The following is an 18,105-nucleotide window of genomic DNA, read 5'->3' as shown; positions in this document are numbered from 1 at the left end:
TTTGATTTGCTGCCGGATGGCGTTTAATCGCCTTCCGGCAGTTTCATCCTTCATTATCCTTCGATAAAAGCCATCCCTGTGAACGTTCGTCGCGGGTTGCCACGTTCAATCTGGTGATGGAACATTCGCCGCTGCGATTTCAGCGCCGCGCTATTTTCCTGTTGCTGTTGTTCCAGCTTCCAGGCAATCAGTAATCGCGCCAGCCGTTTGTTAGCATGCTGACTGCGCTCTGACTGAACCTTCACGCTAATACCGGATGCCAGATGCGTGGCGCGTACCGCCGAGTCGGTTTTATTGACATGTTGACCGCCCGGCCCCGACGAACGCAGCGTCTCATAACGGATCGCGTCGGATTGTTCCTGCTCATCAGCGGTAAAACGCCCAATGCCCAGAAACCAGTTTTTGCGCCCATGATGAGGCCGATACGGACTCGGACAAATCCACTGGATAGTGCCACACCAGCTTTCGCTTAGAGCCCATGCGTTATCGCCATCCAGAGAAATCAGCGCCGAACGCATTGTGTCAGGATAGCGCCCCGCTTCTGTTTCCAGCACCGTTATCGCGACGTCTTGTCGGGTAGCTTCTTTAATCAACCTGTCCAGCGCCTTTTTCACTGCCAGGCAACATTCTTCCGGCCCCTGAGCTGAGGAGAGTTGTAGCAAGATCATCCTTTTTTCCCTCCACTGTTTTTGAGCGTTAGCACCGGACGCAGTCGCGCGACAGGAATAATTAACCCAGCCTGCACCAGACATTGCACCACGCTTTCAGCCGATTTATAAGCTTGTGGCGCTTCTTCAAAGATGAGTTGTTTATCGCGACAAATTACCCGGCTGCCAAGTTCAGTACGTGAGAGCTGCGTCGCTGTGTATTTCGCTGCCAGACGCCCTTTACACTCGGTGCGCCCCCATTTACGCCCAGCCCCATGCGCCAGCGAATGCAATGTTTCCTCACTCCTGACGGGCTGAACCAGCCAGGAGTAATCACCGCGTGAACCGGGAATAATCACCAGACCGTTGTCATCCGGTGTGGCACCTTTACGATGCAACCAGCCCTGTTGATCACCGATTCGACACGCGCTAACAAAGTTATGCGCCACATCCAGAACCGAATTACCGTTGGCCTTAATCTGTTGCATTATGCGCAAAGCGATCAGCTGGCGATTAATACGCGCAAACGCCAGCGCATCATCATGTTCCACAATATAACTTAGCGCGTCGTCACTGCCTTCAGGCAAACCATGATGCGAAAACGAGGCAATATGCCGCTGTAAAATAGACTGGCCCAAACCCCGCGAGCCGCTATGAACCAGCAGTTGCAGATGCTGCGCATCCAGACCTGTCAGTGCAAACAGTTCAGCGTCGATAATTTCATCAACTTGTTGCAGTTCTGCGAAGTGGTTTCCGCCACCGATGGAACCCAGCGAGCTGCGCCACGGATGCTGTGCTAACGCTGACGGCAGGTTTTCCTCCAGCCAGCTTTCTTCAGCAACGTCATCCAGCGCAGATAATCGCTTTTCAAACTTATCGGCGTTGTATTTGCGCGCGAAAATATCTGTTTGCCATAGCGCCATACCGCAGCCGATATCATTGCCGACCAGTGCCGGGTAAAAACGGCCTACGGAGAAGAACGCTGCGCCAATCGGATAGCCGCGTCCGGGGTGTAAATCTGGCATCCCTACTACGCGTTGCATGTCGGGTAAATTTGCCGTGGTGTGTAATTGTTGGATCGCTGAACTCTCGATCCACAGGTCATCAGATGCGATGGTAAGTACCGCATCAGATAAGGGACGAATATATTTGCCCATGTACCATTCCATTTATGAATAAAAATCAGGAAATGGCAGACGAATCCAGGGCAAGAAAAAAAGAATTAATCCTGGAAAGGTCTGCAAAGAGTCATTGATAAAGGATTTGTCATGATTTACCTCCTTGCAGTTTGTGGAATAAGAAAACGCGCACATACTAGGCGGGCGTTATTTTCTTTGCAAGCTGGATTTAATGTTGCGGTTTATATCGCATATAAAAATTAGTAAACCACGCTCCCCGGCATTCAACGCGCTGCTGCTTAACTGTCTGAAAACCATAACGTTCAAAAAAGGGTTTTGCGGTTATGCTGGCGTCCACCGTAAGTTCGGATTCAGACTTAATCAAAGGTTTTAACAAAGCGCTGGCAACCCCGCGTCGGGTGTATTCAGGTTCAACAAATAACATATCGATATAATGTCCAATGCGGGTAATAAAACCAACCGGTTGTGCATTAATAACTGCAACCCGCACTTGTGATTTCGCGAGTTTCTCCTTCCAGCGAGATTCGTCAATCTGCGCCCAGGCGGCAATTTGTTGTGGTGAATAATGCTGACTGGCGGTCATCGTAACCGCTCTAAGGAAAATAGCGCATAGTTGCTGAAAATCGCCAGGCTGATAGTTTCTTATTTGTATGTTATTCATAATATAAATTCAAAAACGCATGCGAAACGCTTCTGCCATTTTCCCAATTTTATGCATTTGGTTGTTATCTCGAGCCAGTTTATGAGGTTCAGGTTTCAGAATGGCAATGAGCAACCATGCTTGCTCATCAAACGCACCCTGACAATATACCAAATGCGCTTCGTCATTCGTTCTGCTGAATTGGCGCAACTGTGGCGGAAATGGATTATTCACATTTGCCAGATGAATATGAGCAACTCGCTCAAATTTGATTAATGGCCAGGTAAACGAGTCGTCGTAGGAGTGCATCGCGACCAAATATATCTGGCAAAACACCGTCACGCTTATAGGAAATAAAATCCGCCGTTAACGCATCAAGTTCCTCTGCTGTAAGTTGCAGGCGAATAAGTTTTGTTTTGAATACCCGCATCCTTATTCCTTAAAGTCATTGAAATCATCATCCGTCATATCATTAAGATATTGTTCAGCGCGGCGTGTAATTTCCTCTAATCTTGCGGCACTCGGACGGAAGCGCGCCTTAACCAGTTTTTTCTCCTCTTGTTCAGCAAGCATGTCCATTAACGCTTCAAATGCGCTGGCACTTAAGAGATATCCTGCGGGGCGATTATTAGAAAGAACCGCAACCGGTTGATCAATAAAGTATTTAGCTGGGTTTTTACGTAACTCAGTGATATTGACCGATTTTTCAGCGAGAATTCGATGCATACAGTGATCCCCTCATAATAATGCACATCAGAATATACATAATAGTATACATCATAATCCCAGCACCAGTTGTCTTTCCATTTGAGGGTCAAGTAACGTCACATGCAGCCCCACCAGACGCACACCGCGCCCGCCGCGACGTTCATCCCAGGTTTTACGCGCGGTGGCGATTAGATCAGCTTTATTCAGCCGCGGCCAGACGTGCTCCTGAGTGGTTTGCTGAAAATCATCAAACTTTAATTTCACCCCCTGGCGAGCAATCAGTAAATCAGGTTTTACCTTTGCCAGACGGCGTTCAAGTTCAGGATACAGCCGCTCGATAATCGCTTCACATTCAGACCAGTGATGAATATCTTCCGCCATCGTGCGTTCCACGCCGACGGATTTTCGCAACCGTTCACTGTTAACGTCGCGCTCGTCAATCCCCTGACTACGCTCCCACAAAATGCGGCCAAATTTGCCAAAACGTTTGAGCAGAGTCACCAGATCACACTTTTGCACATCACCGCAGGTCCGCAGCCCCATCGCTTCCAGTTTTGCCGCCGAGACTTTGCCGACGCCGGGAATTTTTGCCAGCGGTAAGGTTTGCAGAAATGCCGGAACTTCTGCCGGAGTAATCACAAACTGACCGTTGGGTTTATTCATGTCGGAAGCAATTTTGGCGAGAAACTTTACCGGCGCAACGCCCGCAGATGCCGTCAGTTGCAGCTCGTTAAAGATCGTCTGACGGATTTCCTTGGCGATGAGGGTCGCAGAACCGTGGCAATGCACACTATCGGTGACGTCGAGATAGGCTTCATCCAGTGATAACGGTTCAATGCGCGAGGTATAGCGCGAGAAAATTTCGCGGATATGATTTGAGGCTTCTTTGTAGGCGTCAAAGCGCCCCGGAAGCAAGGTGAGATGTGGGCATAATTTGAGTGCCATCCCTGTCGGCATAGCGCTGCGTACGCCAAATTTACGCGCGGGATAATTGGCGGTGCTGATCACCCCCCGACGTTCGCGGCTGCCGCCAATAGCAATAGGGATATCGCGCAGGGCGGGATTGTCGCGCATCTCCACCGCTGCGAAAAAGCAGTCCATATCCACATGAATGATTTTACGCATTGCTCACCTCTCAACACTGGTAAAGTATACAGTGATTTCAGGGTTTGAGAAATGCGTAAAGATTCAGCATTTAACGCGTTCGCTGTGAAAGCACCTGCTGCTTATCCAGCTTTTGCACCAGCGGCTGCACCACTTTATCCCCATGCTGACCAAAGTATTGATACAGCGTATCGGACGCGCTTTTAGTCAGCACCATAATCTCAATGCGCCGGTTGCCCGCGCTTTGCGGATTTTTCGCGTCCAGCAGCATCTGGTCCGCCATTGCGCTCACCTGCATCACTTTATCTTCCGGCATTCCTGCCTCTTCCAGCACCCGACGAGCCGAAAGCGCGCGGTCACCCGAAAGGTTCCAGTTGTTGTAGATATTGTTTTTGTAGGCCATCGCATCGGTATGCCCGGTAATAATAATTTTGTTATCGAGCGAGTCGAACACTGGCGCGAGCTCCACCAGCAGCGTTTTAAAGAACGGCATAATCTGCGCGCTGCCACGTTCGAACATATTGCGATTCTGGTCGTCTTTAATCAGCACGCGTAATCCCTGCGGGACAATCTCCATCTCCAGATTCGCTTCCATATGCGCATCACGGGCAATGGTGTTGATACTGGTTGCCAGCTCACCAAGCTCGGTGGCGGATTTCTTCTTCAGCAGCGCCGTTTTCTCGTTGACGTCGCGCGCTTTTTTCTCCGTCTCTTCCGGCACTGCCACGGTGGCAGGTTTTGACGGATGAGACGGGCTGATTTTATTTAACGGCGACAGCCCGCCACCGTTAAAAATCGACTGCCCGTGTAGCGCGGCGATAATGCTTTCACGCTCGGATTTACTGACGCTGTTGACAATCCACAGCGTCATAAACAGCGCCATCATTGCCAAAGTAAAATCGGCGAACGCCACCTTCCACGCCCCGCCGTGGTGCCCGGCATGATTCTTTTTGATCTGCCGCCGGACGATGGTGGTTTTTGCCCCACGCTCGCGGCGGTTGCCCGTCTTTCTCATGCTTATTCTTGCTCCAGCATCGCATTCACCCACGCGTCGAGGTTGGCGAACGTCGGTTTGGACGCCAGATGCAGCAACTTACGCCCGGCGTCCACCGCCAACAGCGTCGGTTTGCCGCCCGCCTGGGCCACCAGCACGGTACGCACACACTCCAGCAGCGAATGTTCCGCCCGCGCCTGCTGTTCCATGGCGTTGGCGAGCGGGTCCATCAGGCAGTAGCAAATAAACACGCCTAAAAATGTCCCCACCAGCGCTGCCGCCACTTTCAGGCCAATCAGGGCGATAGAACCGTCAATTGACTGCATGGTGATGATGATGCCCAGCACCGCCGCGCAAATACCAAATCCCGGCATCGCTTCGGCGGTCCGTTGCAGCGAGCGTGACGGCGTTAACAGCGACTCTTCAGCGGTGTCCAGCTCCTGATCGAGAATGCCTTCCAGTTCATGGGCGTCGATTTTACCCATCGCCATCAGGCGAAAGTTATCGGCAATAAAAGTCACCAGCCGCTTCTGGGTTAACACCAGCGGGTATTTCTGGAAAACGGTACTCTCTTCCGGCTGCTCAATATGCTGATCCAACATCCGCAGACCGCCGTTTTGTACCATTTCAAGCAACTCATACAGGCACATTAATAGCTGGCGCTGAAACTCCGGCCCGAGCTGTTTTTTACTGATCACGCCTTTAATTTGATGGGCAATCTCTTTCAGCACATGTTTCGGGTTCCCAATAATCATCGCCCCGAAACCCGCACCCAAAATAATGATCATTTCCGCCGGTTGCCAGATAGCCACTAATTGCCCGCCCGCTTCAAAATAACCGCCAAATACGCAGCCGAGCACCACCAGTAAACCTAATATTTTTTGCATGATTTCTTCACTTTAATTCGGATAGACAAAATCACGAATTTTCTGCGCGATCTGTTTATTCAGTTGACAAATTCGGGCCTCGGTTAGCCCTAATACCAGCGCAATCTCTTTGAGATTCATCTCATGCTGGTAATACATGGAGAGGATCAGTTGCTCTTTTTCGCTTAATTGTGAAAGCGCGTGTTGCAACATTTGCTGGGTGACAAACTGATCTTCCAGTTCCCGGCCAGCAAGCGGAATGCCTGGCCCTTCGCCGTTCAGCAGTTCGTCAAGGCTGGCGAGCGTTTCCGCCCCTTCCAGTTGCTGATATTCGAGATAATCTTCATGCGAGATCCCTTCCACGGCCAGTTCTGACCACTCAGGCTCGTGCCCCAGTTTTTTACGCGTTTCGCGAATCAGGTCTTTCATCTGATGATATTTCTGTCGCAGCTGGCGCGGTCGCCAGTCGAGAGCGCGCAGCTCATCCAGGATCGCACCGCGAATACGGTGCACGGCATAGCCCGCAAAACCTTCGTCCGGCAGCCCGTAGCGGCGAATGGCATTAAGCAGCCCCATTAACGCCGTTTGTTCCATATCCTGACGATCAATAATGCAATTACACTGCGGGGCAAGTTGCCGCACCACTTTACGCACCAGTGGTAAATAGGCCTGCAAGTAGTGGCTCTCCTGCTGCGGGGTTAATACCGGCGCGGCAGCAAATTCTTCTGACTCGAATAATACGTCCTGTAGCATGTTTATATCCGCCTGGTGATTACTGGAAGACCACTTTTTTCACCAGCAAATCCTTATACGGTGCGCTCATTTTGCGACGCTGAAGATCTTTCTTTAGCGCATCAGAAATCAGTTTGCGGATGGCAGATATTTTCATGCCCCGCAAATCTTCAAATTTCATTTCCGTCAGGCATTCAACCGCAATACTTTGATACAATGGCTCCTGATGTTTTATTTTTTCCGCTTCTTTGTCACTGGCAACCACCATCACTAATTCCGCCGACAAATAATGGTCCGCGCCGTTGTTGTCATGCAGCGTGACAATGGTTTCCGGCAGCGTCACAAACACGCTTTTGCTTTCATCCAGGGTTTCCACCGCTTCCGTCCGCGCAACGGCAGTCGGTTTTCCTTTTCCGGCATAATGATGCCAGACACCCCATCCAGCTCCAGCGCCGACCACCAACGCCAGAACGGCGCTGACCACGCCCGCCACCACGATTTTCTTCATATTGCCTTTACACTTTGATCAAAACGGATTCGTTCTGTTGAAATTGAGGCGCATCATCAAGCTGTAAGGCGGCACTCACCTCTTCCTGCTGATGGCCCGACTGTTGTTGCTGTTGCGACTGCCCTTCGGAGGAGACCTGTACGTTCACCTCCATAAAATTTTGCGCCGTCAGATGCTGGCGGAGATCGTCGCTAAACTGCTGTAACGCGCGGCAAACTTCACTTTGGTTCGCGCCGATGTGCACCATCAGTTTGCCGTTGTCGAGTTGTACGGCGATCTCGAGCTTGCCAAGCGACGGTGGATCGAGACGGATGGTGGAGATCTGCTGTTGTTTGTTGAGCTGAAAGTGGATCTGATCTTTCAACAGCGTCGTCAGTTTTTCGCCCAGTTCGTCCATCGAAAGCGTGGCTGGTTTGGCGACAATCTCCTGATGTTCGCTGACCAGATCCGGCGTCTTAACCTGCAACACCGCACGCGCAATAACCGGTTCGCTGTCCGGCACTTTTTCCGTTTTACGCTCGACCTGCGGGCGCGCGTTCACACGGGTTAGTTCAGGTTTCGGGCGAGCTGGCTGTGTTGAGACGCGCGGCTGCGTCGGTGCAATGGCATGTAAATCTTCACTGGCGTAAGTCGCCAGTCTGGCCTGCTGTTCGGGTTTCGCCTGCGGCAACTGACTGATCAGCTCCTGCAACTGCGGCGGCAACGGCGTGAGTTCCTGCTGCTGCGTCGGGCGTTGCGCCGCGTTTTGCACCACCGCTTTCGTCAATTGCTGGATAACCGGCGATGTTGCGACGTTTCGCGGCTGCGGCGTGTCCTGATGCGGCGCGGCAGGTTGCGGAAGTAACAGCGCCATTAGCGCCTGCATCGCCACCGGATCGTTCTCCTGCGGGCGCGTCGCCTGTTGCTGACTGGTTTTTGCGCTATGAACGCGCTCCGCCACCGCCGCGACCGCCATTTTCGGCAGGGTAAACGCGGGCGCGTTTTCACTACTCACCGGCGGTAAAATATCCGCTTTCAGCGACGCCGTTTCCGCAAGTGTTCCGAGCGTGGCAAGCAATGCCGGATTCATGACTTCTCCGAAAGTAAATTAACAATTGAGTAGGCCAGTACGCCTTCCTGATGCCGCTGATGCTGTTCCATACGCGCCTTCAACACTTCTGCACGCTGCTCGCGCCGTTTAATCAGGGCATTAAACGCGCCGTACAGCTGCGCCTTCACCGCACACAACTGCGCCGCGTCGGTTTCCGCCGCCACGTAATCGTGAAACTGGCGCATCAACTGCTGATGCAGTGCCGGAAGGCGTCGCCAGCGTTGCTTGTCGAGGGCTTCGTTCATCGCTTCAACCAGCGCGAAAAGTTGCCTGCGTTGTTTTTCCATCGTCTTAACCCAGCTTGCCCGAAAGCCCTTCCCAGCCTTCACGCAGGTTGCTTAAGATCAGCATCACTTCATCGATTTTCTCTGCCGACAGTTCGCCACTGGCTTCATACAAGCGATACACGCAGTGGTCATAGAGGCGAGAAAGATTCACCACCAGCTCGCCACCGGTTTCAAACTCCAGCGAACTGGTGAGCGCATTGAGAATGTCGATGCATTTATTGATGCTCTGGGCTTTCTTCTCGAAACGCCGCCCTTCAATGTGGCTTCTGGCGCGTTCCAGCTCGTCCATCAGGCCAGAAAACAGCACCAGCACCAGTTCAAGAGGCGATGCCGCAGCGGTACGCGCCGCGAGATCGACCTCTTTGTATTGCGAATAGCCATCCTGTACTTGGTACATCTTTAGGGATATTCCTTCTGAGTTACGCGAATGCCGCCATGCTGGCTTTCATGGTGTACACCTCAACCAGCGTGTTGGTGTACTCCTCCAGATAACGGTCGTAGTTGGCGTTATAGGTATCGGTAAGCTGATCGCCTTCGTCCTGAATTTTGCTCATCTGATCGTCAATGTTCTGCTGGCGCAGGGTGATGATGCCGTTGCTGGAGTCGGTATAGGTGTCAATAAGGCTGTCCATCTGCGCCACCATGCTGTTATCGCCGACGAAAATAGAGGTCAGGCCGTCGGGATCGCTCTTCATCGCGTCGTTGAACTGGTCTGAATCAATCTGTAAATGGCCGTGAGAATCGAGCGTAATGCCATAGTCGACAATCGACACGCCGTTGTAGCTGGCATGGGCGATGTCATCGAGCTGGTTTGCCAGTGAGCTGAGTCCGGCGTCGCCTGCAAATACCCCGGCGCTGGTACTGTCATCACCGTGGGTGGTCAGCGAATCAACCGTATCAATCAAGGTGTTATATGCATCGACAAAGGTCTGTACTTTCTCCTGGCTGGCGCTGGAATCTTCGCTGATGTTAAAGGTAGTGAGATCGCTGTCAGAATCGCTGACTTCGGTGAAAGTCATGGTGACGCCGGGGATCACATCATCAAAGGTATTGCTGCTATTAGTGATCTCTGGCCCCGTGGCGCTGCCGAGATGAATAATCGCGTCCTGGGCGGAGGAAACATCCGTAGCAACAGGCGCGCTGGCGCTGTCGTTGCTGGCGTCATGCCCCGTTACGCTCACCGAAAATGCGCTCTGCGCCCCGGTGCTATCGGAGGTGAGCATAATCGTGGTGGTGCCGTCGGTTTTTACCAGTGCCGCCGACACGCCCGGATTGTCATCAGAGTCGTTAATCGCATTCACCAGTTCACTGGCGTCGATAAAACCGTCGCCGTCACCGTTTTGATCCGCCGCCGACAGATCGATATCCATGGTGCTGCCGCCCATCGTCAGTTCGAAGGTGCCGGTAGCGGAAAAGGCGTCGTCGCCCATACTGAACGTGGTTTGCTGCCCCTGTGCCAGTTGCTCAACGAAAAATGAGTAGCTTCCCGCCTGCGCCTGGGAATTGGCGGAAACGGTCGCCGAGTCATTATTGCTGGTGGCGGCAAACGTCACCGGGCCGTCAGTATCGCTGTTCAGCGCGTCAACGGCGCTCTGAAAATCGCTCAACGCTGAGCTGAGCGAGTCCAGGCCGCTGCTTTCCGCATCCAGCTCGCTCTGCTTCTCCTGCAAGTTTGCCGCCTGAGTGGCAACATCCGCATAGGCGATTTCTTGCGCAATGGTTCTTGGGTTGATCATTGATGACTCCGGATAACGATGTCAGGTTATTGGCAAAAGGCGTGCCAATAATTTTTATGTGAATAATCAATAAATTGAAAAAGGGGCGGAAATGGTGTTTCCGGTCTGGCGGAAAAAAGCCTGCCGCTGAAAGCACAACACCGCCCGCAGGCGGTGTTGTTCGTAGCCGGATAAGGCGTTTACGCCGCATCCGGCAAGTCCGCCATTACTGCAGCAGGCTGGAAACCATGCTGGACATGCTGTTGGACTGTTTCAGCATGGTGATGCCGGTCTGCATCAGCACCTGCTGTTTAGTCATGTTGGACGCTTCCGTCGCGTAGTCGGTATCCATAATGTTACCGATAGCGACTTCGGTGTTGTCCTGCATACTGGTCAGGTTATTAGCGGTGTCGTTCAGACGGTTGATAGACGCCCCCAGCTTGGACTGGATCTGCGAAACATCATCCATCGCGGTAGAAATGCTGGTGATCATCTGGTTAGCCGAGCCAGACGCAGTCAGCTCAGTACCGCCAGAAACGCCTGCGGTGCCAGTGGTGTCAGCCTGATCCGCACTGAAGGAGTTGCTGATAGCAGAAAGATCCGTCACCAGGGTATTCAGCTGGCTTGAAATATTCACGGTCATGGTGTCGGAAGATTCCGCGCCCACCTGGAAAGTTACTGCGCTCTGGAACAGACCGTCAGTACCGGTGTTGCTGGTACCGGAAACACCGAACAGGTTGGTGCCGCCGTAAGTGGTGTTTTGCAGCATGTCAGACATCTGCTGACCCAGTTCATCGTATTCGTCCTGCATCGCCTGCAGATCGTCGTCGCTGTAGGTGCCGTTCGCTGCCTGAGTTGACAGGTCTTTCATACGACCCAGCACATCAGACATTTCGTCGAACATGCTGTCAGCGGTTTGCAGCATCGCGGTGGCATCATTGATGTTGCTCAGCGCCACACCCATACCGCTGGACTGTGCTGTCAGACGGTTAGCAATTTGTTTGCCTGCGGCGTCATCGGCAGAAGAGTTAATCCGGTTACCCGTTGCCAGGCGTTCCATAGATGTAGACAGAGAAGAGCTGCTTTTACTGATTGCATTAACGGCGGCCATTGAGGCGTTATTGGTGTTAATAGATAACATGATACTGCTCCTTGGGATTAATCGTTTTCGTTTCGATACCCTGTAAAAACGACACCTCAGGAGCAAACTTAAAATCGCCGTTAAAATTTTTTCGCCACGTATTATCCGATGCCACTTTTAGCTAAAAAAAAGCAGAGTTTAAATTCAGATAAAAAGATTATTAGCAATATCTGCCACATGGCCAGGTATCAAAATATGTCTTTATCAAATGCTTGATATAGTTAAGATTGTCATCAATTATCGCGTTTTGTTCTCAATGTACTGATGCCAAAATTTACATTGCGTTGCAAATAGTACACATTTGGCTATTGTACCTGTCCTGTCATTTCGTTACATTTCCACGCCATATAGTGATTAAGAATAATCCTATTACCATAAAATATTAATTATCACGCAGAAAAATCATCTTCTCAGGGACGTATAAGACTGTGCTTTATGCAAAGCACTATCAGGAAACATTTATCCCTTGCTAAGGTAAACTCAACTATGAGTATTATTATCAACAACTGGCGGATGGACCCGTCGCTTAATGCCTTAATACATTGCGAAACGGGTGAAACACGTCGTCTCGGCGAATACCATTTTATTTTGCTGGAAACATTAGCAAAAAATGCCGATGTGGTTTTATCGCGATCTTATTTATGTGCCGAAGTATGGAAGAACCGCATAGTCGGCGGTAACAGCCTGCCGACGGCGATCCATGCGTTGCGCGTTGCTATCGACGATGATGGCAAACAACAGAACATTATTAAAACAATTCCGAAGAAAGGTTACTTGTGCAATAAAGAGTATGTGTCTTTGCCGGAGTCATCGCCTGCAGAAGCGCTGATTATTACCGACCAGATACAAGATACAGCCCCAGAAGAGATATCTTCGACAACACCGCCTGTACCTGTTAGAAAAAAACATAAAGGACTGATGGGGTTAGCGTTGACCGCGGCTGTTATATTTATTGGCTCGACCGTGGGGTATTCACACTTGAAAAGTACACCTGACGCCCCGCAACTGGTAAAAGAGTCAATTAACAGTCCAAGAATAAAAATATTTCATCTTAGTTCTGGAAAGGAAAATAATTCCGTACCGTTACTGTCACAAACCCTCGAACCAGGAAAAGACAAACTCGATAATTTATTGTCAGCGCATAATATGACAATGACAACCTATTATAAATATGTTCGTAACCGACTGGAAAGCGATATTGTTCTGCGTAACCAGTGCAACGGCAGCTGGCAATTAACCTTTAATGTGGAAGGTTGGCAGAACAGCGATATTAATAGCGCGATGTATCAGAATTTGGAGAAGTTGTTAAATACTGTGCAGAAATGCTGATGAGTGCCAATATATGCCGGATGCGACGCTAAACGCGTCTTATCCGGCCTACCGATAATTACCCCAATAAATTCCTCACCGTCTGGCTGGAAATTCGCGCCTGACCGTTCACAGCCTGCAATAAAACCTGATAGTTATGATTGGCGCTATCAAGCACGCCGCCGAGGTTTTCCGACGCCTGCACCGCGTTTTCCGTTTGCGGGAAGCGGGACATGCCGTCGATCAATTGGCGGGCTTTTTCCTGCTGCACCGCCATCTGCGCGCGCTGCTGATTAATGTTTTCCAGCATTTGAGAAATCCCCGCCCCGCCCTGTTGCAGGCTTTGCGCTAAGCGGTCCGCCTGTGACGGCTCGGCAAAGGTTTTCAGCGGCATAAATGCTGATTTATCGCCATCGGTGCGCACGCTTAAGCTGCGCTCGATGTCAGGCCACTGTTTTTCAGTGGTGGAGAAACTGATGCCATCCGCTTGCTGATGTACCTGCACGCCCACGCGGCGCAGAGCGTTGGTCAGCCGCGTCTGGTACTGCGCGGCGTTGTCATCCTCAGACAGCATCACCGCCGAAAGCTGAGTCTGCCGCCCGTCAGAGACGCTGAACATGCGCGTTCCCGGCGTGGGATTGTGTACCAGATTCGTCAGATCCGGCGAGTGAAAAGTCACCCGCGCTTCCCCCTGCAACACTGGCTGCAACTGGCGGTCCACCGCGCCGCCGGAAAGCGCGGTGCGTTTGTCCAGCATCTGCATCAGCGCTGAACTCTGCGCCTGCCCGCCCTTACGCTGGCTGTGACGGTAATCGAGCAACTGCTGTTCCAGTTGCCCGAGATAGTGATCCGCCTGCTGCAACGTGGTGAGCTGATCGTTAAGCTGCACACTGTAACGCTGCGGGCGAGTGGTAATCAGCGGCGAGGCCGGATATTCACTCGCCGTCGCCGGGAGTTTTTGCCGCACCGCCTGAGTGGGCGCAACGGTTGACGACGATACCGCAGCGCTATGCGCGCCGCCGGTGGCGAGTGATGAAGATGTAAGTCCGACCTGCATACGGTTCCTGAAAGAGTTAGAGAACGCTGAATAAATTCAACTCACTCACTTTCGAGTAAGTCTTGAGGGTAGCTTCCATTGCCACTTCCAGTCCGGTAAAGGTGATCGACGCCGGGCCGTAATCGAGATCCTGTAAAGAACCAATCAACTCATCATTAGAGGTAGAAATATCGGTCTGCGCATCGCTCAGCATCGACATGGTGTTCTGCGTCTCGCCAAGCGACGCAATCGAGGCGTTGAGATCGTCCGAAGCGGTATCCACCACATCAACGGCGTTCTGAAGATCGCTCTGCACCTGCGGATCTGCCGGATCGACGTCCGGGTTTTGCAGCTCCTGCGACAGGGAATTAAGGGTGTTGAGCACGTCTAAATTACTGCCGAAGAAATCGCTCGCCGCCACGTTGGTGTCCACTTCCACGCCGTTCGACACGGTGGTCTGGCGGTGATCGCTGTTGCCCTGGTAGCTGTAGCTGTCGGTCACGCCGTCGCCGTCATCGTCCACCGCCACAATCGGCGGCTGATCGTTGATGGTACCGCCAAACACGTAATGCCCGTCTTCGTCCTGATAATTGAGCGCCGCCACCATCGATTCGGTGAGCGACTGAATATCCTGCCCGAGGCTTGCGAGCGAATCAGCGGTATTGGTGCCGTTCGCCGCTTCCAGCAGGTCGTCGCGCACCGCCAGCAGGCTGTTGTTGACGCCATCGAGAATCGACTCCTGCTGGCTTAACCCCGCCGACGCAGAGTCAATATTGCTTTGATACTGCTCAATCGCCGACTGCTGGCGGTTCAACTGGGTGATACGCGTGGCGGCGATCGGGTCATCCGACGGCTGCAAAATTTCCTTGCCGGTTGCCATCTGCTCGACCACATGCGCCAGAGAGCCGGAGAGATTATTAAAACTTTGCGTCATCGAGACGTAGGTTTGTTGGGTGGTTACTCGCATTTTCGCGCTCCCGCTTAGCTGCACATTTCCAGCACCGAATCGAAAATCTCGGCCCCGGCGGAAATGACTTTCAGATTAGCTTCATAAATTTGTTGATAGGTGATCAGGTTCACCGCTTCTTCGTCCATGCTGACGCCGCTGACGCTGCTCTGCTGGTTTTGCGCCTCAGAATAAACATTGGACGCGGCATCGACTTCCGTCTGGTTTTGCTGGCTGTAAATGCCGATGTTGCTGATGATCGACGAGCACGCCTGCCCGACCGTCACGCTGCCAAGGTTGGCTATCTCCAGCGGTTCGGTGGAGATGTTGATCAGCGCCTGAAGGTTGTCGCTGTTACCGCTTTCATCCGGCGAACTGGAGAACGCCAGCTCATCGGCGGTGATATCCGGGTTAACGGTCAGCGGGCCATCGGCGTTGCTGGCGTCATAAATAAACAGCGGCTCGCCGGGGTTACCGTTGAGATCGTAGCCCTGCGCCAGCTGGTTGTTGACCGCATCGGCAAACTGCAACGCCATGCTGTTGATGGTGTCGGTCAGCGGCGTCAGCACGTCGTTTTGATAATCAAACAGTGCGCCTAATGAACCGCCGGTGTCGGTAGTCATCGTCGAGGTGGTGCCAGCGAAAGTCAGCGACATGGTCGGCGTGCCATCGGCGTTGGTTTCCAGCGCGATGGTCGAGCTTTGCTGCCCGCTCACCAGCGGTTGACCGTTTTTCAGGGTGACGTTGTAGTTGCCCTGGTCGTCGATATTGACCTGCACATCCATCATCCCGCTCAGTTCTTCCACCATCTGATCGCGGGCGTCGTACAGCGCGGAGGCGTTATCGCCGTTGGCTTCGGCCTGGGCGATTTGCTGGTTATAGCTGGCGATGCCGCTGGTAAGCGTGTTGATTTGCGACACCATTGCCTGCTGCTGGCTGATGATTTCCGTGCTTTGCGAGTCGATGTAATCCAGCGTGTTGTCGATACGCAACGACAGCGCCCCGGCTTCGCTGATCACCTGTTCGCGCAGGGCGGAATCATCGGGGCTGGTGGTCGCTTCGTTGAGGGCGGCGAAGAAGTTATCGAAGCCGCCGCTCAGGCTGCTGTTATCGTCGCTCAGTACCGCTTCCAGTTGCGTGAGATACCCCTGCTGGGTGCTGTAATAGCCGTAATCGCTGGCGGCATACCACACCTGATTCACCTGATACTGGTTAGAGACGCGGCGAATGCTGTCGACCTGCACGCCGTTACCGGCGCTGTTCGGCGAACCACCGCTGGCGCCGATGGTGCTGATCTCCGCCACCTGACGGGTGTAGCCCGTGGTCATGGCGTTGGCGGTGTTTTGCGCCGTGACGTTCAGCTCTACCTGCGCGGTTGATGCGCCGCTGTAGCCGATGTTAATCATGTCCATGTTGGATCCTTACCGGTAAATCGTGCCGGTTAAAAGCGGCGTGAAGATGGGGAATCTTAAGTTCCGTAAACCGGGTGCCAGACGCCGGATGCAGCCTGCATACGGGCACAAACATAAAAATATGTGCGAACTCGTAGGCCTGATAAGACGCGTCAGCGTCGCATCAGGCGTTGTGCACCGATAGCCGGATGCGGCGTAAACCCTTATCCGGCCTACAAACGGGCACACCCATAAAAACAGGCGCGGACCCGTAGGCCTGATAAGACGCGTCAGCGTCGCATCAGGCGTTGTGCACCGATAGCCGGATGCGGCGTAAACGCCTTATCCGGCCTACAAACGGACACACGCATAAAAACAGGTGCGGACTCGTAGGCCTGATAAGACGAGACAGCGTCGCATCAGGCACCGAACGTCGGAGCCTCATTTATGCTTCGGCGACAACTGCTTCACAATCATCGCCGCAATCCCAATCCCGTGCTGCTGCGCCAGGGTGTTACACAACTCATCGTCATAAAACCCCTGCATCATGCGCACCGAATCGCTGTTAAACGGGTTATCTTTCGAATCAAACAACTCGTTGGTTTTACGCATCTCTTTCAGCATGTTGCGTAAAAAAATCGCCTCAAACTGCTCCGCGGCCTGCTTAATATCATTGGCCTGAACCTTCGGCCCCATTAACGCATCGCTGCCATCAATCCCGCCGCTGGCGTTCACTTTCATCAGATCACCTCCAGGTCGGCATCCAGCGCGCCCGCCTCATGCAGCGCCTGTAAAATCGACATAATGTCGTCCGGCGTCGCGCCCAAACTGTTCAACGCATTGACCAGCGTTTTCAGGCTGCTCGACTCCGGCAAACTCACCACGCCCGGGCGCGCATGATTCACCGCGATATTGCTCTGCGGCGTTACCGCCGTGCGCCCGCCTGCAAAGGCATTCGGCTGGCTGACGTTGCTGGTTTCGTTAATCGAGACGGTCAAACTGCCGTGCGACACCGCCGCCGCATGCAGCGCAACGCCATCGCCCATCACCACCGTGCCGGTACGCGAGTTAAACACCACGCGGGCGCGGATTTTCTCTGCCTGCACCTGTACATCATCCAGTTGCGACATAAATGCCACCCGCGCGCCGGGGCTGGTGGGCGCGCGCACGCTGACGTTGGTGGAGCTCTGCGCAGTAGCAATGCCGCCAAACGAGGCATTAATCGCCGCCGCAATATTGTTGGCATCTTTAAACGACGGACGTTTCAGGTTGAGGGTGATAGTGTCGCCCATCTGAAAATCGCTGGGGATCTCGCGCTCTACCGTTGCGCCGTTAGGAATTAACCCGGCGGTTGGCGTATTAACCGTTACGCTCGAACCGCTGGCCCCGGTGGCATTCATCCCGCCCACCACCACGCTGCCCTGCGCCAGGGCATACACTTCGCCATCCGCGCCGTGCAACTGGGTCAGCAACAAAGTGCCGCCACGAATACTTTTGGCATCGCCAATCGACGAAACGGTGACATCAATGGTCTGCCCGCGCGAGTACATCGGCGGCAGCGTGGCGCTCACCGCCACCGCGGCGACGTTTTTCACCTTCGGGTCGATTTTATTCGGCAGTTGCACGCCAAACTGGCGCAGCATATTGGTGATGGTCTGGTTGGTGAATTTGACCTGGTTTTTATCGCCCGTGCCGTCGAGGCCGACCACCAGGCTGTAGCCGACCAGTTGGTTTTCACGCACGCCCTGTACGTTGACCAGCGATTCCAGCGATTGCGCCAGCGCCACGCCAGGTAGCGCCAGGCTCACGGTGATTACTGCGGCCTTTATCCAGTTTTGCATTGCACTCTCCGG

Annotated in this window: 20 protein-coding genes and 1 pseudogene; 1 reads left to right on the top strand and 20 read right to left on the bottom strand. The window is 53.0% G+C overall.

Annotated features, from left to right (window positions below):
• Positions 1–53: 53 nt before the first annotated feature.
• The 15 genes and pseudogenes from prfH to lafA form a co-directional block, all read right to left on the bottom strand.
• Complete coding sequence (gene prfH, locus ACJHWR_RS21225) at positions 54–668, bottom strand: peptide chain release factor H (RefSeq protein ID WP_000602120.1); 615 nt, start codon at positions 666–668, stop codon at positions 54–56.
• Positions 665–1,804, bottom strand: coding sequence for an RNA ligase RtcB family protein (locus ACJHWR_RS21220; RefSeq protein ID WP_000521582.1), 1,140 nt, complete (start codon positions 1,802–1,804; stop codon positions 665–667). Before ACJHWR_RS21220 ends, prfH begins: the two co-directional genes overlap by 4 nt.
• A 190-nt stretch (positions 1,805–1,994) precedes the next feature.
• Positions 1,995–2,447, bottom strand: coding sequence for a GNAT family N-acetyltransferase (locus ACJHWR_RS21215; protein WP_001059896.1), 453 nt, complete (start codon positions 2,445–2,447; stop codon positions 1,995–1,997).
• Positions 2,448–2,456: 9 nt separating this feature from the next.
• A pseudogene (gene yafO, locus ACJHWR_RS21210) lies at positions 2,457–2,856 on the bottom strand (type II toxin-antitoxin system mRNA interferase toxin YafO).
• Between the two features lie 2 nt (positions 2,857–2,858).
• Positions 2,859–3,152, bottom strand: coding sequence for a type I toxin-antitoxin system antitoxin YafN (yafN, locus tag ACJHWR_RS21205; RefSeq protein WP_000554755.1), 294 nt, complete (start codon positions 3,150–3,152; stop codon positions 2,859–2,861).
• A gap of 51 nt (positions 3,153–3,203) precedes the next feature.
• The gene (gene dinB / locus ACJHWR_RS21200; RefSeq protein ID WP_001226153.1) at positions 3,204–4,259 is read right to left on the bottom strand and encodes a DNA polymerase IV; all 1,056 of its coding nucleotides are present in this window, start codon (positions 4,257–4,259) and stop codon (positions 3,204–3,206) included.
• A 70-nt stretch (positions 4,260–4,329) separates the two neighbouring features.
• The gene (lafU, locus tag ACJHWR_RS21195) at positions 4,330–5,253 is read right to left on the bottom strand and encodes a putative lateral flagellar export/assembly protein LafU (protein WP_001232566.1); all 924 of its coding nucleotides are present in this window, start codon (positions 5,251–5,253) and stop codon (positions 4,330–4,332) included.
• A 2-nt stretch (positions 5,254–5,255) separates the two neighbouring features.
• Positions 5,256–6,119, bottom strand: a complete 864-nt coding sequence (gene motA, locus ACJHWR_RS21190) for a flagellar motor stator protein MotA (RefSeq protein ID WP_001169519.1) — start codon at positions 6,117–6,119, stop codon at positions 5,256–5,258.
• Between the two features lie 12 nt (positions 6,120–6,131).
• Complete coding sequence (locus ACJHWR_RS21185; RefSeq protein WP_000938739.1) at positions 6,132–6,851, bottom strand: FliA/WhiG family RNA polymerase sigma factor; 720 nt, start codon at positions 6,849–6,851, stop codon at positions 6,132–6,134.
• A 19-nt stretch (positions 6,852–6,870) separates the two neighbouring features.
• Positions 6,871–7,338 carry a flagellar basal body-associated FliL family protein gene (locus tag ACJHWR_RS21180; RefSeq protein WP_000725260.1) on the bottom strand — a complete coding sequence of 156 codons (468 nt, stop codon included), beginning with the start codon at positions 7,336–7,338 and terminating at the stop codon, positions 6,871–6,873.
• A gap of 7 nt (positions 7,339–7,345) precedes the next feature.
• Entirely contained in the window at positions 7,346–8,407 is a 1,062-nt protein-coding gene (locus tag ACJHWR_RS21175) for a flagellar hook-length control protein FliK (RefSeq protein WP_001067484.1), read from the bottom strand.
• Positions 8,404–8,715: a hypothetical protein gene (locus ACJHWR_RS21170; RefSeq protein ID WP_000415004.1), complete on the bottom strand. Its 312-nt coding sequence runs from the start codon at positions 8,713–8,715 to the stop codon at positions 8,404–8,406. The genes ACJHWR_RS21175 and ACJHWR_RS21170 overlap by 4 nt, the downstream gene beginning before the upstream one ends.
• 4 nt (positions 8,716–8,719) lie before the next feature.
• Entirely contained in the window at positions 8,720–9,112 is a 393-nt protein-coding gene (fliS, locus tag ACJHWR_RS21165) for a flagellar export chaperone FliS (protein ID WP_000285323.1), read from the bottom strand.
• A 22-nt stretch (positions 9,113–9,134) separates the two neighbouring features.
• Positions 9,135–10,451 (bottom strand): flagellar filament capping protein FliD, encoded by a 1,317-nt coding sequence (fliD, locus tag ACJHWR_RS21160; protein WP_000609669.1) that lies wholly within the window; start codon positions 10,449–10,451, stop codon positions 9,135–9,137.
• Positions 10,452–10,656: 205 nt separating this feature from the next.
• Complete coding sequence (gene lafA / locus ACJHWR_RS21155; protein WP_000949083.1) at positions 10,657–11,571, bottom strand: lateral flagellin LafA; 915 nt, start codon at positions 11,569–11,571, stop codon at positions 10,657–10,659.
• Between the two features lie 486 nt (positions 11,572–12,057).
• Between lafA and ACJHWR_RS21150 the strand changes: the two genes are divergently transcribed.
• Entirely contained in the window at positions 12,058–12,900 is an 843-nt protein-coding gene (locus ACJHWR_RS21150) for a transcriptional regulator (protein ID WP_000022364.1), read from the top strand.
• A 58-nt stretch (positions 12,901–12,958) separates the two neighbouring features.
• Here the strand turns inward: ACJHWR_RS21150 and ACJHWR_RS21145 are convergent, their stop codons facing one another.
• The 5 genes from ACJHWR_RS21145 to ACJHWR_RS21125 all read right to left on the bottom strand — a co-directional run bounded on the left by ACJHWR_RS21145 (position 12,959) and on the right by ACJHWR_RS21125 (position 18,093).
• Entirely contained in the window at positions 12,959–13,936 is a 978-nt protein-coding gene (locus tag ACJHWR_RS21145) for a hypothetical protein (RefSeq protein ID WP_001195940.1), read from the bottom strand.
• 16 nt (positions 13,937–13,952) lie between these two features.
• Positions 13,953–14,882 (bottom strand): flagellar hook-associated protein FlgL, encoded by a 930-nt coding sequence (gene flgL / locus ACJHWR_RS21140; protein ID WP_001266818.1) that lies wholly within the window; start codon positions 14,880–14,882, stop codon positions 13,953–13,955.
• Positions 14,883–14,896: 14 nt separating this feature from the next.
• Complete coding sequence (gene flgK, locus ACJHWR_RS21135; RefSeq protein ID WP_000367235.1) at positions 14,897–16,273, bottom strand: flagellar hook-associated protein FlgK; 1,377 nt, start codon at positions 16,271–16,273, stop codon at positions 14,897–14,899.
• A gap of 420 nt (positions 16,274–16,693) precedes the next feature.
• On the bottom strand, positions 16,694–16,993 hold the full coding sequence (locus ACJHWR_RS21130; protein ID WP_000867179.1) for a rod-binding protein: 300 nt from the start codon (positions 16,991–16,993) through the stop codon (positions 16,694–16,696).
• Complete coding sequence (locus tag ACJHWR_RS21125) at positions 16,993–18,093, bottom strand: flagellar basal body P-ring protein FlgI (protein ID WP_001181889.1); 1,101 nt, start codon at positions 18,091–18,093, stop codon at positions 16,993–16,995. The genes ACJHWR_RS21130 and ACJHWR_RS21125 overlap by 1 nt, the downstream gene beginning before the upstream one ends.
• Positions 18,094–18,105: the final 12 nt, after the last annotated feature.

The organism is Escherichia sp. WS568, assembly GCF_046486085.1.
GTDB lineage: Bacteria > Pseudomonadota > Gammaproteobacteria > Enterobacterales > Enterobacteriaceae > Escherichia > Escherichia coli.
This window is presented reverse-complemented; position numbering and strand designations above follow the sequence as displayed.

Coding starts and splice junctions, on each gene's coding strand:
- prfH (WP_000602120.1), bottom strand. CDS start 668: ATGATCTTGCTACAACTCTCCTCAGCTCAGGGGCCGGAAGAATGTTGC.
- ACJHWR_RS21220 (WP_000521582.1), bottom strand. CDS start 1,804: ATGGGCAAATATATTCGTCCCTTATCTGATGCGGTACTTACCATCGCA.
- ACJHWR_RS21215 (WP_001059896.1), bottom strand. CDS start 2,447: ATGAATAACATACAAATAAGAAACTATCAGCCTGGCGATTTTCAGCAA.
- yafN (WP_000554755.1), bottom strand. CDS start 3,152: ATGCATCGAATTCTCGCTGAAAAATCGGTCAATATCACTGAGTTACGT.
- dinB (WP_001226153.1), bottom strand. CDS start 4,259: ATGCGTAAAATCATTCATGTGGATATGGACTGCTTTTTCGCAGCGGTG.
- lafU (WP_001232566.1), bottom strand. CDS start 5,253: ATGAGAAAGACGGGCAACCGCCGCGAGCGTGGGGCAAAAACCACCATC.
- motA (WP_001169519.1), bottom strand. CDS start 6,119: ATGCAAAAAATATTAGGTTTACTGGTGGTGCTCGGCTGCGTATTTGGC.
- ACJHWR_RS21185 (WP_000938739.1), bottom strand. CDS start 6,851: ATGCTACAGGACGTATTATTCGAGTCAGAAGAATTTGCTGCCGCGCCG.
- ACJHWR_RS21180 (WP_000725260.1), bottom strand. CDS start 7,338: ATGAAGAAAATCGTGGTGGCGGGCGTGGTCAGCGCCGTTCTGGCGTTG.
- ACJHWR_RS21175 (WP_001067484.1), bottom strand. CDS start 8,407: ATGAATCCGGCATTGCTTGCCACGCTCGGAACACTTGCGGAAACGGCG.
- ACJHWR_RS21170 (WP_000415004.1), bottom strand. CDS start 8,715: ATGGAAAAACAACGCAGGCAACTTTTCGCGCTGGTTGAAGCGATGAAC.
- fliS (WP_000285323.1), bottom strand. CDS start 9,112: ATGTACCAAGTACAGGATGGCTATTCGCAATACAAAGAGGTCGATCTC.
- fliD (WP_000609669.1), bottom strand. CDS start 10,451: ATGATCAACCCAAGAACCATTGCGCAAGAAATCGCCTATGCGGATGTT.
- lafA (WP_000949083.1), bottom strand. CDS start 11,571: ATGTTATCTATTAACACCAATAACGCCTCAATGGCCGCCGTTAATGCA.
- ACJHWR_RS21150 (WP_000022364.1), top strand. CDS start 12,058: ATGAGTATTATTATCAACAACTGGCGGATGGACCCGTCGCTTAATGCC.
- ACJHWR_RS21145 (WP_001195940.1), bottom strand. CDS start 13,936: ATGCAGGTCGGACTTACATCTTCATCACTCGCCACCGGCGGCGCGCAT.
- flgL (WP_001266818.1), bottom strand. CDS start 14,882: ATGCGAGTAACCACCCAACAAACCTACGTCTCGATGACGCAAAGTTTT.
- flgK (WP_000367235.1), bottom strand. CDS start 16,273: ATGGACATGATTAACATCGGCTACAGCGGCGCATCAACCGCGCAGGTA.
- ACJHWR_RS21130 (WP_000867179.1), bottom strand. CDS start 16,993: ATGAAAGTGAACGCCAGCGGCGGGATTGATGGCAGCGATGCGTTAATG.
- ACJHWR_RS21125 (WP_001181889.1), bottom strand. CDS start 18,093: ATGCAAAACTGGATAAAGGCCGCAGTAATCACCGTGAGCCTGGCGCTA.